The sequence below is a fragment of the Granulicella arctica genome, assembly GCF_025685605.1.
In the GTDB taxonomy this organism is placed as follows: Bacteria; Acidobacteriota; Terriglobia; order Terriglobales; family Acidobacteriaceae; genus Edaphobacter; species Edaphobacter arcticus.
This window is the reverse complement of sequence record NZ_JAGTUT010000001.1, coordinates 45,187-61,246: the sequence shown is the minus strand read 5'-3', so window position 1 is coordinate 61,246 and position 16,060 is coordinate 45,187. Positions and strand designations below refer to the sequence as shown.

Here is a 16,060-nt window from a genome sequence, read left to right as displayed (position 1 = left end):
TTTCGGGGGGAAGGGCCTTTATGTCGGAGAGGTATCATAGGGATGTGGTGAAGAATGGAACGCTGACAGATGACCCGCCCGGGCTCGGTGCGAGCGGCTTGGAAGCATTTCGTTAACCAGCTCGCTGTGGCAGGCCTATTCCTGGTGCTAGGGATCGTATGCCCAAGCGCATTTGCGCTTGTTCCGGCCTCATCAATCCACGATGCCTATCACAGTCATTGGACCGTCCCTGATGGGGCACCGAGTATCACTTCCATTGCGCAGGGCAAGGATGGTTATCTCTGGCTGGGAACAAGCCATGGCCTCTATTTCTTCGATGGGATCAGCTTCAAGGCCTATCAGGTAAATCACGATGGTGAGGCGCTGTCCAGGGACATCTCTGTAGTGAAATCTCTACCTGACGGAGGTCTGTGGGTCGGCTACGAGCAGGGCGGTGCGAGTTTTCTTCTGAATGATCATCTTGTAACGTACTCCGCAGCCGATGGGCTGGCTCAGGGAACGGTGCGTGCCTTCGCGAGAGATCGTAAAGGCACGATATGGGCCGCGACACAGTATGGCCTGGTCCGCCTCATTGGTTCGCGCTGGCAAAACGTCGGAGTGCATTGGGGCTATCCAAGTGAGTACCCCGATAATGTCTTTGTCGACAGTCGGGGAACGCTATGGACCAGCACGAGAGACGGGCTCAGCTTTCTTCGTGAAGGAGAGGTGCAGTTCCACCTTGTTGCTTCAAAGAGACTTCAGAACGTTGATTTCTCAGAATCCCCTGACGGAACCGTGTGGTTGGCAAGCGCGGTAGGATCAATCCGCGCAATCACGACTCATGATGGAAACTACACAGCAACCGGCATCGCCTACCCGTTTCGATCTGAGGGCATTCACATCGATTCTGAGGGTGCTCTATGGATTACGACCGTCGATCACGGTGTTTTCCTGATTGCTGATCCGGAGGCAAAGAGCAAGATCAGGTCGAACGGAACGAATGCAGAGCACTTCGCAGCGCAAGACGGACTGACAAGCGATTATGCATTCGACGTCATTGAAAGTCGGGAGAGAGGCATCTGGGTCGTCACAGCCAAGGGTTTGGATCAATTTAGGAGCATCCCGTTCTCTCCCGTCAAACTCTTGGCCGGCTCCACCTATCTCGCAATGGCTGCTGATGCGAACGGGGGTCTGATCATCGCTTCCGATCAGCTCGCACAGGTGCATGACAACGTGGCAATACCAGTACGCGATGCGCCCAAAGGTGTTGAGTGCGTCTATCGCGATCCCTCCAGTCATCTTTGGCTTGCCAACTCCGAACATCTTTACCAGCTAAGCGGGTCACGCTTCATCTCGTACCCATTGCCGAGCGGCCTCGATGACAATCCTCATGTTGTCCAGGCGATGACTATGGACAAAGACGGTGCGCTCTGGGTCTCCTATCTCCACGATGGGGTATTCCGCCTGGTGGGAAGCACCTGGGACCGTTCAGGAGGGCTTGCTACACTCCCAAAGAACCCTGCCGTCAGCATGTTCACGGACTCGGAACAGCGTTTATGGTTTGGGTACATCGATAACCAGATCATTACGATTAGGGGCAAAGAACTCACGCATATTGGGGCAGCGCAAGGACTTAGTTTGAGCGTGGTCACCTCTCTGGTCGAGATTGCGAAACGGATCTGGGCTGGAGGTGCGCAGGGACTAGAGTTTGATGATGGCGGAAACTTTCGCCATCTCCTCGTAGCAGGAGAGGATCAATTGAGTGGTGTCTCCGGGGTTGCAACGAGTCAGGACGGCGATTTCTGGCTCAATACTGCCCTCGGTGTATTCCACATTCCGTCCCACGAAATTGAGCTGGCTCTGGCGAACCCAACCTATCGGGTCCACGCAGACCGCTTTACCTACCTCGATGGACTCACCGGCACTCCGGAACAACTGCATCATCTTCCAACTGTCATAAGCGCTCAAAATGGCCGGCTTTATTTCGCGTTGCAAGGCAGCGTGACCTGGCTGAATCCCTCTGAGTTGAAGAGGAATCTTCTTCCCCCTCCGGTGTGGATTCAATCCGCCACGGCCGATGGACAGGTGTACCGTCATCCATCCTTGATCACACTGCCAAAAAACACCCGAAGTCTCATCATCGACTACGCAGCGCCCAGCCTTCTCATCCCCCAGCGAGTCCGTTTTAAATACAGACTGGATGGCATCGACCAGGGATGGCAGGAACCAGGAACACGACGGGAGGCTGTCTACTCCCGTCTGCCGCCCGGCCACTATCGTTTTCAGGTGATCGCCAGTAACAACGACGATGTGTGGAACGAGGCGGGAGCGAGCCTTGGCTTCGATATTCCCCCAACATTTCTGCAGAGCATGTTGTTTCGTCTCCTCTGCGGAGTTGTTTTCGTCGTCTTCTTATGGCTACTGTACTGGGTCAGACTCCACCAGATGACCCAGCGGCTTAAGGAGCATCTTTATGCACGTGTCAGCGAGAGAGAACGCATCGCCAGGGATCTTCATGACACCTTCCTGCAAGGAGTGCAAGGAGTCCTCCTGAGCTTTCATACGGCGACCAAGCACATCGACGGAAATGAGCAATCGCGTCAACTACTTAAAGAAGCGTTCCGCAAATCCGATCAGGTCATGCTGGATGGGCGGGGCCTCATCCTTAATTTACGGGGAGAGGGAACCGAGACAGACAATCTTCCCCGTTCGCTCTCCGTCGTTGGCAACGAGTTTTCGAAAGCGCATACGACAAGCTTTAGTCTGGTAGTCACTGGTCATATTTGTGATCTGCATCCGATCGTCCGAGATGAACTCTACCGGATTACAAGAGAGGCGATTGCAAACGCCTTTCACCATGCAGCAGCTGCGAAGGTCGAAGTCGAGATGATCTATGGGGACCAGCAATTTGTACTCCGTGTTCGCGACAATGGTGTCGGCATCGATCCGAAGATTCTGCGGGCTGGGTTCCGCGAAAAGCATTGGGGCTTACCCGGAATGCGCGAGCGGGCGAAGACCATCGGCGCCGAACTGGACCTCTGGAGCCAACTCAAGGCAGGGACGGAATGGGAACTGAGAATGCCAATGAACGTGGCCCGTCCCCCTCCACAGAAACGATAACCAAGCGTTGCTTTCCGCTTTTCTGAACAACCGTGGAGATCACCATGACTGAAAAAGCCACCATCAAGATCTTGATTGTCGATGACCACCAACTCATGCGCGCCGGCATTGCAGGCGAAGTCAACGGAGAGGTCGACATGACTGTAGTCGGCCAAGCCGTCGATGGAGAAGAAGCCATCTCTATGTTCCGATTGCACCGCCCCGATGTCACACTGATGGATCTCAGAATGCCTGGAACCGGAGGAATCGACGCCATCTCCGCGATTCGGAAAGAGTTTCCTCGCGCCCGCATCGTCGTTCTAACAACTTATGGAGGCGACGTTCAGGCGTTGCGAGCCTTTAAGGCTGGAGCGGTGGGTTACCTGCAGAAAGATTTACTTCGGAATGAATTACTGGACACGATCCGGTTGGTACACGCAGGGCGGCGTCGCATCCCGCCCGCTATAGCATCGGAGATGGCGGAGCACGCCACTGACGATCTCATGACCGCAAGGGAGCTGGAAGTGTTGACTGGGGTATCGCAGGGCCGCTCCAACAAGCTCATCGCCGACAACCTTGTCATTTCGGAACACACCGTAAAGAATCACCTTAAAAACATACTCTCCAAATTGCACGCAAGCGATCGAACCCATGCAGTCACCATCGCCTTAAAGCGTGGCTTTTTCGATCTCTAAAGCTCCTTTAAGGTCTGTTCAACAGGTCTTGGCCTGCTGGTTCTCTTGACTCACAAGACGCTTACGCCTACCCTCCCCCCGAAAGAGCCATTGCCCCGTGAGTGAAACGGGACTTTCGAGGATGGCTGGCAAAGCATACTTTTGGGACAAGGAGAAACACCAATGCTTGTCCCTTTTATCGCATTCCTGATTGGGATTACCTCTGGATTCCGCGCTCTGACTGGACTTGCCATCGTGAGTTGGGCTGCCCGCCTGGGAGTTCTTCCCCTGACCAACACCTGGCTGGCTTTTCTAGGTTTTGCCTTCACACCTTACATCTTGAGCCTGATGGCACTTGGCGAACTCGTGAACGACAAGCTCCCGAAGACTCCGAGCCGCCTCATCCCTTCTCAGTTCATCACAAGGGTTGTAATGGGCACGATCTGTGGAGTAGCTCTGGGGCTGTCCACAGATCACCTGCTTGCTGGTCTACTCGCCGGGGCGCTGGGAAGCGTTGTCGGCACTTTCGGTGGATCAAAGGCAAGGGCGTTCGGGGCAACGTTATTCGGTCGGGATCTACCCGCCGCGCTCATCGAGGATGTTGCGGCCATCGGTTTAGCGGTGTTCGCTTGCTCGCGTTTGTAAGGGCATCGCTCGTAGCAAAATCAACCATCCTGATCGGCTCACCTACCCAAGCTGCCAAACCGCTACTTACACGGAAGAGGTCCCTTTATGACGAATTCACTTGCAGAACCGCAGTGGATCACCGGCGTTGCTCCTCCGGATAGCACACTTGTTCGAGAGGCCACCGAGTTCGTCCGTGACACCGAACCACCTCTTCTTTTCAATCACTCCAGCCGTGTCTTCTGTTTTGCGTCCTTGGCCGGTCGGGATCAGGGTCTGACCTTTGATCCTGAGTTGCTCTATGTCGGTGCCATGTTTCACGATGTTGGTCTGATACCGAAGTACAGCAGTCCTGAAGATCGGTTTGAAGTTGACGGCGCGAACGCTGCACGAGACTTCCTCAAGAGCCACGGCATCGCCCAGCAGGATATCGACACAGTGTGGACTGCCATCGCATTGCATACGACTCCGGGCATCCCCCAGTACATGCATCCCCTCATCGCTTTAGTCACCGCTGGAGTCGAGCTGGACGTACTCGGGATCGGTCTTGCAGCCTTGAACGAGCTAAGCCTCGGTGAGATCGTTCGCAGATTTCCTCGCCCGGACAACTTCAAGGAAGACATCATTCAGGCTTTCTTTGAGGGCATTAAGCATAAGCCTCAGACCACCTTTGGCAATGTAAAGGCAGATGTTCTCGCGGAGAAAGATCAAAAGTTCGAACGGATCAATTTCTGCAGCATGATCCGAAGATCTGACTGGAAGGGATAACAGGGGACTGACCCTGCCCTGCAGAGTGCACAAGAAAGAGAGCGCGACATGTTTCGACGGCACTTCTTAAAAACGGCCAGTGCTTTCGCCGTCACAACACCCCTGCTGAGTTCTTTTACCTACGCTCAGCTCCCCTTAGGCTCCCATAATGACAGGCACGCAAGGAAGACAGACATGGAAATCTATACCCACCACACAGCCCCAACACAGTTCGTAGAAGCGTACGGCGTTCGTTTTGCTTACCGTCGTTTTGGGAAGAAAGAAGGCCTGCCTCTTGTCTTTATTCCTCACATTCTTGGCAACATGGATAGCTGGGATCCTTCCGTCACGGATGGTCTCGCGCAGGGGCGTGAGGTCATCCTTTTCAACAATGCCGGAATCGCCAGCTCCAGCGGTGAGGTGCCGACTACGTTCGCGGAGATGGCAAAGGGTGCAGGCGTCTTCATCGATGCGCTTGGCCTGACCAAGGTGGATGTGCTTGGCTTCTCGATCGGTTCCATGATCGCGCAGAATGTCGCACTGGAGCGGCCGGATCTGGTTCGCAAGCTCGTGATCGTAGGGAGTGGACCACGTAATGGAGACGGTATTCCGTTGAATCCTCAATCGCAGGCAATCTTCACGAACAAGTACGGCAACCTGGATGATTTCTGGATCGACGGTTTCTTTACAGCGTCACCCGAAAGTCAGGCGGCTGGCCGAACCTTCCTGAAGCGCAGGGATGCACGAGTTGAAAATCGCGATACGCCGATCAACGAGAAGGTCCAGCCAGCTCAATTTGCGGCACTCACAGAGTGGGGCAATCCGGTCGGAGAACGCTTTGCCTATCTGAAGAACATCAGGATTCCCGTTCTCGTTGCAGGCGGCAAGTCAGACATCATCTTCTACACCATCAACTCCTTCTATCTTGAGCAGAATCTGCCCAATGCCCAGTTGATCCTCTACCCGGATGCCGCCCATGGGTCCTTGTTCCAGTATCCGGCGTTGTTCGTCGAGCACACCAACCTCTTCTTACGCGGCTAGGGCGATGGCGACTCAACCCCTGAGCTGAGTCGTCATCCTAATCCAAGCAGCGTTGACCCATGTTCAATGGAGGACCAACAATGAAATTTCCATCATTCTGCACGTCACTCGGAGCTCTTGTAAGCACGGCGACGCTGTTGGGTTGCAGCTCTGGAGTTGTTCCAGTCCACGCTGCTGGCCCGACAGGCGTTGCGAACATCCTGCTGGTCCATGGAGCGTGGAGTGACGGTTCGAGCTGGTCGAAGGTGATCCCTTTGTTGCAGGCCGACGGCTACAACGTCGTGGCTGTTCAGCTTCCACTGACCTCGCTTGCGGATGACGCCGCCGTGGTGCAGCGAGCTTTGGCGATCCAGACCGGGCATGTGCTTCTTGTCGGCCACTCATATGGTGGAGCCGTCATTACGCAGGCCGGCAGTGATCCCAAAGTAGAGGGACTCGTGTACGTTGCGGCATATGGTCCGGATCAGGGTGAGTCCGTCCTGTCCCTGGGAGCAACCGTCCCTGCGACGCCCATCATGAATGACTTCACGAAGGATGCAACCGGCTTCCTGAAGTTGACGACTGCTGGAATCGCAAGCGACTTTGCGCAGGATCTTACCCCGGCTGAGCAAGCTGGTCTTGCTGTGACACAGGGACCAACAAACGCCCCGAATGCGCTTGCAGGTGTCATCACCGCGACCCCGGCCTGGAAGACCCTCCCATCCTGGTATGTCATCGCCAATAACGACCGAGTGATCGGGCCGACACTCGAAAAGACGATGGCGACACGCATGAAAGCTACCGTCCTCAGTGTGGATTCGAGCCACGTCGCGATGCTGGCTCAGCCAGCGGCCGTTACTTCCTTCATTGAGAAGGCAGCCGCGACGCTCGCTCCCTAGCAACAACGACCAGTAACACGGCTAGCCAGTTGCCTTGAAGAGGAACAGATGATAACCCCGCAAGCACACGACGTAGAAGCTCTTACAAGGCAGCAGCAAGCACGAACAAAATTGCTATGAGCCTTCTCCGCCTGGCGCTAATCATCGTCTTGCTCTGGATCGGAGGACTGAAGTCTGTAAAGTATGAAGCTGACAGCATCGTTCCACTCGTAGCAAACAGCCCTGCCATGAGCTTCTTCTACCGTCATCCGCCTCCTGAATATCACGCATACATGAACAAGGGGGGAGCTGAATCAAGCTCACCGACAATGGCACGGGACGAATGGAACCTACCGTTTTTCTTATGGTTTGGGAATCGCAATTATCTTCATTGCTCTTTTGATTGCAATGCACCCCCTCTTCCCTCCGGTCGGAAGTCTCCTCCTGGTTCTGATGGCCTGCACGACGCTGTCGTTCCTGGTGACCACCCCTGAAGCCTGGGTCCCCGCGCTTGGAGATGGTGCGCACGGCTTTCCTTACCTCTCCGGTGTTGGAAGACTCATTATCAAAGACACGATTATGTTTGGCGCTGCGCTTGTCACCATGGCAGATTCTGCATCGTCCTACCTCCAAAGAGTGCATGGATAAACGACCACTCGAATTCTGCCGCTCTCTGGACGCAACAACACGTATGAAGGAGTTCCAATGCCGCTGATCCGTATTTTCGATGCTGAGAGGGAAGTCACCTGAACGCATCAAGGCCATCTCTGCGAGTATCCATTTAGCGCTCGTCGATTCGGTTGGAATGCATCCTGACGATCTATTTCAAACCATCGACCAGTTTGACCCCCCTGAGTTCCTGTTCGATCGTGGCTATATGACCCGGACGCCTCGGTCAGACAACTTTATGATCGTGCACATCAAGACCGGAGCGGGGACGCTGCGGGAAAAGAAGCCCTTTATAAAGCCTTGGTCAAGAATCTCGCAGATTCCCCCGGGATCTCCCCTCAGGACGTGCTCGTCACTCTTGACGTCAATCCTGTGCTCGAAAACTGGTCCTTCGGTAATGGCATTTCACTCGCAAATGGCATATAGCTTTTCGCCGCGCGTTTGCACCCGTGACTCAACATCGGGGTCAACACATGGCCAGCTTTGCTGAAGCAATCTTCACAAGTAATTTCTGAATCTCCGGATGGGCAATCGCCCGGTACATCCCTCGGTCATTCCAGATCAAGCCGGTCGATGGAGCAAACTGTTTCTTAGAGTCGACACTGCAAAGCTTTCGAACTCGCATTGCAGGGATCAACGCAAATCAACCGCGGCAATGGGGAGCCATGAGCGTCTGCCAGATGCTCCATCATCTCAACCCGGCATGCGAAAGTTCACTCGGATTTTCAAATCTTCCAGATGAGAGCTACCTCGTCTCGCGCACCATATTTCGATGGATTCTGGTTGAATGGTTCTCTGAGCAGCCAGTTGGGCTCGGCTCCCAGCGAACTTCAAAATTCCACTGCAAATGCAGTATGACGTTTCGGTTGAGAAGGATCTACTGATTACGATTCTCGATACGGCCTGGCATGCGCGAACCGCTGAGGCATGGAACCCCATTGCATATCGGGAAAGACGACGACAAAGAAATGGGGCAAGCTCATGTTCAGTCACATTGACTATCACTTCAAACAGTTTTCAGCCTGAACGAGGGCTGATGAACCAACGATTTCTTGTAGCTCTGTGAATCCTTACCTGAACAAGTTCATCTATTCAGTATGATCATACGTAATAAAGAGTAGAGGAGCTTAGATGAGAATCACTCGGCAAAAGGTAGTTGAGAATCGTGAGCATCTTCTCCAGACTGCCACAGATCAGTTCCGGGAACACGGCATCGACGGTGTGGGAGTAGCCGACCTGATGAAAGCTGCAGGTATGTCCCTTGGATCGTTCTACGGATACTTCGAGTCCAAAGACCAACTCGTCGCAGAGACCTTCGCAAGGGCAGTCGGTGCCACGAAGGATCTGATGGTTGGTTTTCTGAGTCAGACAGACGAGAACGCCTACATGAAGATGGTCAATCAATATCTTTCACCCGGCCATCGGGACAATCTACCGAAAGGTTGCGTTCTCGCGGCCCTGGGCAGCGAGGTGACCCACCAGTCAGGCGCTGTTCGTCACGCAGCAACCGAGCAGCTCCGAACACTTTTCGATGAGACGGCACAGCACCTTCCGGGCCGGACCGGGAAGCAGAGGCACGACTTAGCCATAGCGACCTTGGCCAGTCTCGTCGGAGGGCTCATCCTTTCGCGCATGGTGGATGAACCGGACCTCTCAAAACAAGTTCTCGATGCCGTCAAGGCATCGATGAAGCAGTCAACAATGTGCCGCTGATTAGTAACGAGCGGACCAACACACAGGAGAATGAGAGATGGGAAAGCTAAATGGTAAGGTAGCGTTGGTTACAGGTGGAACAAGCGGAATCGGCTTCGCAACAGCAAAGCTCTTCGTCGCCGAAGGGGCTCGTGTCTATGTCACTGGCCGCCGTCAGGCGAAGGTGGACGAAGCTGTGAAGGAGATCGGTGCCGGCGTAACCGGCGTACAGGGTGACGTGGCGAATATGGAGGACCTCGACAGACTCTTTGAACAGATCAAGCAAGAAAAAGGGAAGTTGGACATTGTGTTTGCCAATGCGGGCGCAGCCGAATTTGCTCCATTCGGGACTGTGGAAGAATCGCACTTCGACCGCATGTTCGACGGCAACGTCAAGGGTCTACTGTTCAGCGTTCAAAAGGCATTGCCATTGATGCCTGACGGGGGATCCATCGTAATGACCGGCTCGATTGTTGGGAGCAAGGGCTTGCCAGCCAACACCGTGTACGCAGCCACAAAGGCGGCCATACGGTCCTTTGCACGCACCTGGACAACCGATCTCAAGGAAAGAAAGATCCGCGTTAACGTAGTCAGTCCCGGACCCATCGATACAGAAGGTCTACGCGAGCTTCTGGGAGATTCGGCAGCAGGGAAGCAACGGAAGGAGAGCTTCTCGCAGGTGGTCCCACTCGGCCGCCTCGGACATGCTGAGGAGATTGCAAAAGCTGTTCTCTTTCTTGCGTCCGAAGATGGCAGCTACGTCACTGGAACGGAACTCTTTGTCGACGGTGGCATGGCACAGGTCTAAACTCCTGGCGATCTAACAAGCTGACACGCAAATCTATATTCGGTCCCCACCCCAACTGGTGAGGGTCTTGGCCCCATTACGCACCTTATTCAATCTATCGTTCTGCAGAGAAGTCACGGAGTAATCGTCATGGCAACAATTCTGGTCACAGGTTCCACAGGTCATCTTGGTCGGCAGACTCTACAGTTTCTCTTGAAAACTGATCCCACAAATCACCTCATCGCGCTTGCCCGCGATCCTTCTAAGGTCTCTGCCTCGGATCTTCCTGGGGTCGAGGTGCGTCAGGGTGATTACACCGACTCTGACTCTCTGGTTCAGGCTTTTGCAGGCGTCGACACGTTGTTCATGGTAGCTGCCGTCTCCTTCACGGATAGAGAAACACAACATAAAAACGTCATCCTCGCCGCAAAAGAGGCTGGGGTCAAACGGATCGTATACACCGGCCTGCAACGCCCTGAGGGATCATCATTTGTCCTTACCGAGACAACTCAGACTGAAGTGGTGACGGAGAACTTTCTCAAAGCCTCTGGCGTTACGTACACCATTCTGCGCAATTCGCTCTACTTGGATGCCGTCACCTTCATGGTCGGTCAGGATGCATGCCAAGAGGGTGTTCGCCTTCCCGCAGGAACAGGGAAGGCAACAATGATCTCGCGACATGACCTGGCAGAGGCTGCGGCCAAAGTGCTCACTGAAAGTGGTCACGAGAACAAAACCTATACCCTTGGTGCAAGTGAAGCTTTCTCGTTTGCCGAGATCGCAGCCGCTTTGAGCGACATCTGCAGCAAGAACATTGCATACGTTGATACCCCTGTTCAGGAGTACATCGATGCAAAGGTTAAGCTTGGCTTTCCAGTTCCCGTGGCTTCATTTCTCGCGGAATGGGGGCAGGCGGTAGCAGCTGGAGAGTTCACAGAGGTGACGAAAGACCTGGAGCGGCTCATTGGCCGCAAGCCGACACCATATGAAACCGATCTTGCAAAGCTTTACGCTCCTTCTTCTCTGTAGCCTGAAGCAAGCGGCATGGGTGGAGAGGAACAATCCGTCCAACGCCGCTTGCCTCCTCGTTCGCACCGTGCACAACGCTATGAGTAGAAAGCACCAGCAGAGCCCCCTCAAAAGAGCCCGTCATGCGTGAGCCGAATGGGACTTTCAGCAAATCGCCACCGGGGGGTAGATTTGCTGTTAACGGGTTCTTGTTTGAAGAGGAACGTGACCGTCCCCTGGGATTTCTTTTTGTTTACTGGAGAATGACGATGCCTGTCGAGACAGACGAGATTGAGTCAGCCGAGATGAAATACTTACGTTTCCAGGTCTCTGGTCTGCAGGCTTGTATCTGTGGCCTCTTAGCAAAGAATGAACGGCTGCGCTCAGCTCTTTCTATGGACGCTTTTCGCACTTGGACCAACCGCGACGATGCGACTACGGATCTGTGGCATCAGGCATAACCTGAAGCTAAGCCAAGGTTGGTCAGCGGTAAAGTCCTTCGTGACGAAGGCGGCAGGCACGCCATCGCAATCGATGGAGCAACTACCCGCGAATCCTCGCTTGCGAGGTCTTGCGCCATATAGGGTCAAGGAATCGTATGTATGGACAGCCTATTTGCACGTCTGCGCTGCATCGTAGCGCCTGAGCAGTATAAGAAAGAGCAATGGTTTGCTTTGGTTCTAGGCCTTCTCTGTTTGTGCATTGGTGTGTGGGCCGGGTACCAAGGAACTCCATCGAGTCGAAGCCAAGCTTTGTCGTTCTACAGTCTGGAGGCGGCACTAGCGTTCTCCGTAATCGCCCTACTGGCATTTGCCTTTTCCAGCTATCCAAAGTCTTTAAACGAGACCTGACATCTCTACTTGGCAGCTGCAAGCCAACGATATGTAAACAGGTCACTGGCCGACACTGAAGATCTTTGTTGCAGACACAGCGTTACAGTGCTGCTTCCAGAAAAAGGGATAAATGGGACTATTGGAATTTCTTTCGCAAGCCTTCATTAACTCTTTCGGCATCACGCAGCCAGACGATAAAAGCAAACATCGCGCTACGCTCTTCATTTGCGGGCTTCTGAGCCTACTTGTCCTCGTTCCCGGCTTGATGCTATGGCTCGTCTACATTCATCGACACTAGATATGAAACCCCGACCTCCCAGCGCAGCCATCACCAACCGCTTCATCAGATCTATCGAACTTAGAGAAGAGGATTGTGAACAGGCGTTCGGTAACTCGGCGATAGGGACATCAGTGTCTGATAACAATTGCACTATACATAAGGCAGGCTATCGGACCCGCTAGCATTCTGCGGAGGGCGGTTCCAAACAAGCCTCGATTTAATCATTACGCCGGTAGAGGTTGCTTGCATGATCACAAGCGTAAGCGTACGGCCTTCGAACTTGAAACTTCGGTGCTGTTCCCGATCGACTAGGTTCGGAAGGAGGGCGACTATGGGGATGTGAAGGACCTCTGAATTGCTCTCGTCCACTTCGTACCGCCCGCAGTATGCGATGTAGCCTGTGGTGAGGTCTGCGCCCTCATCTGATTTTTCACCAGCCCATGGATCAGATCCAACTGCTTCTCTATCTCGCCTCATGAGCTGAGCGGAGACAAAGCCTTCCGCTGTGTAGATCAGAAATCCCAAAGGCGCGTTCCCCAGGGGACTTACCTCTTCCGATGAACCCGTTGTCTCAGTAAAGCTTTCTAAGGTCCAAACACCCACGAAAGGTTTTCGTGCGGCTAGTACACTGTCCGTCGACATGAGAACTCCTCCAGCTTGCTTTAGCCATTCCCTATACCAGGATTTGTGGAGTTTTTGGTATGTCAGTACTCTGGAAATATAGAAGGCGTGCGCTTCCCTCGGCTTCCACGTAGACCGCAATCAAGCGAAAATGGGACTCGAACACAACCCCTCGACGCTCAGTGATCGTTTGACTCTCGCCGGTGAGCATTGCAACCGACCCGACCACTCGAACACGCTCATTCATGAGCCTGATGGATCGAAAAACTAGAGCACCGACCTGCAGGTCATTCAGAACTTCTTCCTTTGACAGGGAAGTGCCATTTGAGCGAACCAGGTTGTAATCGTCGGCATACAACGAAGCGAGAGCATCCCAATCTTGATGAAGGAGAGACTGATAGAAAACTTCCTGGTGCGTTCGCAGTACGCTAGCGGGGGTCATATCTGCTCCCGGAGGGCGGATAGTCTGTGTAGCCCTTTTCCTGGCCTCCGTAAAAGGTAGACCTGTCATACGGACTCAGCGGGCGATCGGCCGCGATACGTTTCACCAAGTCTGGATTGGAAATGAAGAGCCGGCCGAATGCGATTGCATCTGCTGTTTCCGCACGAACGGTATCGCTCGCGGAACTTGATGTGTAGGCTGCGGCTGAGATAAGAGGGCCTTCAAAGTGAGGGCGAAAGATCTTTGCGTTGTTCAGTGCGTCTTCGTGGAGGGCGTCGCCCAACCCGATCTCTGAACCGCGTCCCTCGATGAGGTGTAGATATGCCAGCGTTCGTTTATTTAGCTCCTCGACGATGGAGAGGAACAACCGCATTGGGTTGCTGTCACAGATACCGCCATACTGACCGAAGGGCGACAGGCGCACCCCCAGCCGTTCGGACCCGATTGCGGCTGTGACGCCCTCTGTGATCTCAAGAAGGAAGCGCATCCGATTGACAATGGACCCGCCGTAGGTGTCCGACCGGGTGTTTGATCCGTCTTCCAGGAACTGATCGATTAAGTGGCTGTTGGAGGCCTGTAGCTCTACTCCGTCGAAGCCTGCCTGAATAGCTTTACGGCTGGCCAGTACAAAGCTGGCGACGATTGGGGCAATTTCTTCCAACCGCAACGGCCGGGGCGTCTCAATTGGTACTTGCCGACCGTCGCTAGTAAAGCCGGGCAACGTGGGTGGAATGGCGGACGGTGCTACTGGTGCGGTGCCGTCTGGCATGAACGAAGAGTGTGAGTTTCGACCGTTATGAGCAATTTGTAGAAAGATCCGTCCGCCTTTGGAGTGAACGGCGTCGGTCACGGCCTTCCATCCATCCACTTGCGCTTGCGTGTAGATACCGGGCGCATTCGGATAGCCCTGCCCCTGTTGGCTCACTGCGGTGCCCTCAGCGATGATGAGCCCGGCCGTTGCTCGCTGCGCATAATACTCCGCATTCAAAGCTGTTGGAGCATTGCCATCGCCTGCGCGCATTCTGGTGAGAGGAGCCATGATGATGCGGTTGGGAAGCGTGATGCTTCCCAACCGCAGAGGCTCAAAAAGCGAGGGATATGGCATGGAATTCCTCTCTTATGGAAAAAGCTGATGAAGGTGAAGGTTGCAAAAACTCACTGAAGGGTGATCTCACCCATGTCAATCTTGACTAGAAGCGGCTCGGGCACGAGCTGATAGTCGCCTTCATAGGCGTAGATCCGGCGTTTGGTTGGAAAGATGATCCCGTCCACATCCCGGTAATCTGACGCATAGTTGAGCCCGGTCGCTCCGCCGAGAATGTCCACCGTGTAGTCATGGCGCCTTATCAGGCCATCCGGTCCAAAGCATGAGATCTGCTCTCGCGTGTGGCTCTTGATGCGATCCGGGAAGGTGACTTTCAATCGCCGCCACGTCTCTCCGCTCACTTCAATGGACGCAATTTCTTCGGTTTCAAATCCGGGTTGCGTGTAGAGAAAGGGCGTATTCAGGTAAGTCCAAAGCGCCTCGCCCTGGAAGTACGCGACATGAAGATCATCCCATGGAGTCTCGCGGGTCTGCCCCTCGAATGACTTCTCGGGATCGTTCCGCTCAAGAAGGACGGTGCCGTCCCGCTTCTCCATCACAAGTCGCGCTGGTGTGAAGAGGAAGCGTTTGTCCTGTCCTGGGAAGTCTGTGGTGATCCGTTCCGTTTTGGTATCCATAGTCATCACCACGTTCTTTAGATAATCGCCCTGGCTTTTCACAAACCAGATAGCGCCGGTGAGCGAAGCAGCAACCTTAACGCTGCTGATCTCGTTCCAACGTTTCAGACCGCCGTGTGCATCAACTGCTTTCTGCAATAGATCATTCATTGTCAGCTCCTGGGTTGCCGTGGTGCCGTTGCGTGCTACGCGAATGTTTAGAGCCGGCGTTAGACGGCTGAGGGATGGGGTGCTTCAAGCTGCTCATTGAAGGAAGACACAAAAGCTGCCTCGTTGGGGCCGGCCTGGTCACGAAGGAACTTGGCATGCGGGACCATGATCTCGTCCGCATCGGTCGCAAGCGCCACCATCGTTCCTTTGAGAAACTCATCAAGAGGCATCGCGCGAGGCTCCTCGCTACTGTTGAGCAACTCCGTGCGGACCCAGGGAGGAATGACTTCGAGGACACGGACCGGGGTATGCCTGAGCTTGAATCGGAGGGACTGAGCGTAGGAGTGAAGAGCGGCCTTGGTCGACGAATATACGGCAGTCATCGCCATGGGGGTGAACCCAAGGACCGACGAGACGATCAGCACCGCAGCGGATTCCTGCTTCTTGAGGTGCTCGATGAGGGCTCCTGTCATCCTTATAGGACCCATGAGATTGGTTCCAATCGTTGACGCGACCAACTCATCGTCCACGAGCGTAGAAGCGTCATCGATCAGCATGATTCCTGCATTGTTGATGAGGACATTCAAAGTCGGATATTTGGCAATCAGTTCTTCGGCAGCTCGACGTATGCTCTCCGGATCGGTCACGTCTAGCTCGACCGAATCCATTCCCGAGTTGGCTTCGAGAGTCTTTTCGAGATGTCCCTTGCGGCGGCCTGAGATGATGACCTTATTGCCTAGACGGTGAAGAGCCTCGGCAAGTCCCCGCCCGATGCCAGAGCCGCCTCCAGTGATGAAGATTACGTTCCCGTTAGTTTTCATGGTTCTCCTTTGTT

16 protein-coding genes and 2 pseudogenes are annotated in these 16,060 nt (G+C 54.2%); 13 read left to right on the top strand and 5 right to left on the bottom strand.

Annotation, left to right across the window (positions count from 1 at the left end; all coding sequences use genetic code 11):
• Positions 1-69: 69 nt before the first annotated feature.
• From OHL20_RS00280 to OHL20_RS00225, 13 genes and pseudogenes are all read left to right on the top strand, one after another.
• Positions 70-3,099 (top strand): sensor histidine kinase, encoded by a 3,030-nt coding sequence (locus tag OHL20_RS00280; protein WP_263381216.1) that lies wholly within the window; start codon positions 70-72, stop codon positions 3,097-3,099.
• 44 nt (positions 3,100-3,143) lie between these two features.
• A complete protein-coding gene (locus OHL20_RS00275; RefSeq protein WP_263384920.1) occupies positions 3,144-3,773 on the top strand; it encodes a response regulator in 630 nt (209 codons plus the stop codon).
• 162 nt (positions 3,774-3,935) lie between these two features.
• Positions 3,936-4,397, top strand: coding sequence for a DUF4126 family protein (locus tag OHL20_RS00270; RefSeq protein ID WP_263381215.1), 462 nt, complete (start codon positions 3,936-3,938; stop codon positions 4,395-4,397).
• Positions 4,398-4,484: 87 nt separating this feature from the next.
• The gene (locus tag OHL20_RS00265; protein ID WP_263381214.1) at positions 4,485-5,144 is read left to right on the top strand and encodes an HD domain-containing protein; all 660 of its coding nucleotides are present in this window, start codon (positions 4,485-4,487) and stop codon (positions 5,142-5,144) included.
• A 174-nt stretch (positions 5,145-5,318) separates the two neighbouring features.
• A complete protein-coding gene (locus OHL20_RS00260; RefSeq protein ID WP_263381213.1) occupies positions 5,319-6,164 on the top strand; it encodes an alpha/beta fold hydrolase in 846 nt (281 codons plus the stop codon).
• An 80-nt stretch (positions 6,165-6,244) separates the two neighbouring features.
• On the top strand, positions 6,245-7,042 hold the full coding sequence (locus OHL20_RS00255) for an alpha/beta fold hydrolase (protein WP_263381212.1): 798 nt from the start codon (positions 6,245-6,247) through the stop codon (positions 7,040-7,042).
• A 95-nt stretch (positions 7,043-7,137) separates the two neighbouring features.
• Positions 7,138-7,299: pseudogene (locus OHL20_RS25080) on the top strand (DUF417 family protein); the annotation flags it as partial.
• Positions 7,300-7,330: 31 nt separating this feature from the next.
• Positions 7,331-7,669 (top strand): DUF417 family protein, encoded by a 339-nt coding sequence (locus OHL20_RS00245; RefSeq protein ID WP_263384919.1) that lies wholly within the window; start codon positions 7,331-7,333, stop codon positions 7,667-7,669.
• 306 nt (positions 7,670-7,975) lie between these two features.
• Positions 7,976-8,116 (top strand): annotated as a pseudogene (locus OHL20_RS25075) (tautomerase family protein); the annotation flags it as partial.
• Between the two features lie 705 nt (positions 8,117-8,821).
• The gene (locus OHL20_RS00240) at positions 8,822-9,403 is read left to right on the top strand and encodes a TetR/AcrR family transcriptional regulator (RefSeq protein WP_263381211.1); all 582 of its coding nucleotides are present in this window, start codon (positions 8,822-8,824) and stop codon (positions 9,401-9,403) included.
• A 37-nt stretch (positions 9,404-9,440) separates the two neighbouring features.
• Positions 9,441-10,190 (top strand): SDR family NAD(P)-dependent oxidoreductase, encoded by a 750-nt coding sequence (locus OHL20_RS00235; protein WP_263381210.1) that lies wholly within the window; start codon positions 9,441-9,443, stop codon positions 10,188-10,190.
• Between the two features lie 129 nt (positions 10,191-10,319).
• Entirely contained in the window at positions 10,320-11,198 is an 879-nt protein-coding gene (locus OHL20_RS00230) for an SDR family oxidoreductase (RefSeq protein ID WP_263381209.1), read from the top strand.
• A 248-nt stretch (positions 11,199-11,446) separates the two neighbouring features.
• Positions 11,447-11,638, top strand: coding sequence for a hypothetical protein (locus OHL20_RS00225; RefSeq protein ID WP_263381208.1), 192 nt, complete (start codon positions 11,447-11,449; stop codon positions 11,636-11,638).
• An 802-nt stretch (positions 11,639-12,440) separates the two neighbouring features.
• Here OHL20_RS00225 and OHL20_RS25070 read toward each other — a convergent pair.
• From OHL20_RS25070 to OHL20_RS00210, 5 genes are read right to left on the bottom strand one after another with little or no spacing between them, the layout of a single operon-like run.
• Positions 12,441-12,932 (bottom strand): lipocalin-like domain-containing protein, encoded by a 492-nt coding sequence (locus OHL20_RS25070; RefSeq protein WP_396271448.1) that lies wholly within the window; start codon positions 12,930-12,932, stop codon positions 12,441-12,443.
• 31 nt (positions 12,933-12,963) lie between these two features.
• Complete coding sequence (locus OHL20_RS25065; RefSeq protein WP_396271447.1) at positions 12,964-13,353, bottom strand: nuclear transport factor 2 family protein; 390 nt, start codon at positions 13,351-13,353, stop codon at positions 12,964-12,966.
• The gene (locus tag OHL20_RS00220) at positions 13,340-14,458 is read right to left on the bottom strand and encodes an alkene reductase (RefSeq protein ID WP_263381207.1); all 1,119 of its coding nucleotides are present in this window, start codon (positions 14,456-14,458) and stop codon (positions 13,340-13,342) included. The genes OHL20_RS25065 and OHL20_RS00220 overlap by 14 nt, the downstream gene beginning before the upstream one ends.
• 50 nt (positions 14,459-14,508) lie before the next feature.
• Positions 14,509-15,225: a hypothetical protein gene (locus tag OHL20_RS00215; RefSeq protein ID WP_263381206.1), complete on the bottom strand. Its 717-nt coding sequence runs from the start codon at positions 15,223-15,225 to the stop codon at positions 14,509-14,511.
• A 59-nt stretch (positions 15,226-15,284) separates the two neighbouring features.
• Positions 15,285-16,046 carry an SDR family oxidoreductase gene (locus OHL20_RS00210; protein ID WP_263381205.1) on the bottom strand — a complete coding sequence of 254 codons (762 nt, stop codon included), beginning with the start codon at positions 16,044-16,046 and terminating at the stop codon, positions 15,285-15,287.
• Between the last annotated feature and the right edge of the window lie 14 nt (positions 16,047-16,060).

Bases quoted from the DNA above. Each gene is read 5' to 3' on its own strand.
- OHL20_RS00280 (WP_263381216.1), top strand. From the start codon at position 70: ATGACCCGCCCGGGCTCGGTGCGAGCGGCTTGGAAGCATTTCGTTAAC.
- OHL20_RS00275 (WP_263384920.1), top strand. From the start codon at position 3,144: ATGACTGAAAAAGCCACCATCAAGATCTTGATTGTCGATGACCACCAA.
- OHL20_RS00270 (WP_263381215.1), top strand. From the start codon at position 3,936: ATGCTTGTCCCTTTTATCGCATTCCTGATTGGGATTACCTCTGGATTC.
- OHL20_RS00265 (WP_263381214.1), top strand. From the start codon at position 4,485: ATGACGAATTCACTTGCAGAACCGCAGTGGATCACCGGCGTTGCTCCT.
- OHL20_RS00260 (WP_263381213.1), top strand. From the start codon at position 5,319: ATGGAAATCTATACCCACCACACAGCCCCAACACAGTTCGTAGAAGCG.
- OHL20_RS00255 (WP_263381212.1), top strand. From the start codon at position 6,245: ATGAAATTTCCATCATTCTGCACGTCACTCGGAGCTCTTGTAAGCACG.
- OHL20_RS00240 (WP_263381211.1), top strand. From the start codon at position 8,822: ATGAGAATCACTCGGCAAAAGGTAGTTGAGAATCGTGAGCATCTTCTC.
- OHL20_RS00235 (WP_263381210.1), top strand. From the start codon at position 9,441: ATGGGAAAGCTAAATGGTAAGGTAGCGTTGGTTACAGGTGGAACAAGC.
- OHL20_RS00230 (WP_263381209.1), top strand. From the start codon at position 10,320: ATGGCAACAATTCTGGTCACAGGTTCCACAGGTCATCTTGGTCGGCAG.
- OHL20_RS00225 (WP_263381208.1), top strand. From the start codon at position 11,447: ATGCCTGTCGAGACAGACGAGATTGAGTCAGCCGAGATGAAATACTTA.
- OHL20_RS25070 (WP_396271448.1), bottom strand. From the start codon at position 12,932: ATGTCGACGGACAGTGTACTAGCCGCACGAAAACCTTTCGTGGGTGTT.
- OHL20_RS25065 (WP_396271447.1), bottom strand. From the start codon at position 13,353: ATGACCCCCGCTAGCGTACTGCGAACGCACCAGGAAGTTTTCTATCAG.
- OHL20_RS00220 (WP_263381207.1), bottom strand. From the start codon at position 14,458: ATGCCATATCCCTCGCTTTTTGAGCCTCTGCGGTTGGGAAGCATCACG.
- OHL20_RS00215 (WP_263381206.1), bottom strand. From the start codon at position 15,225: ATGAATGATCTATTGCAGAAAGCAGTTGATGCACACGGCGGTCTGAAA.
- OHL20_RS00210 (WP_263381205.1), bottom strand. From the start codon at position 16,046: ATGAAAACTAACGGGAACGTAATCTTCATCACTGGAGGCGGCTCTGGC.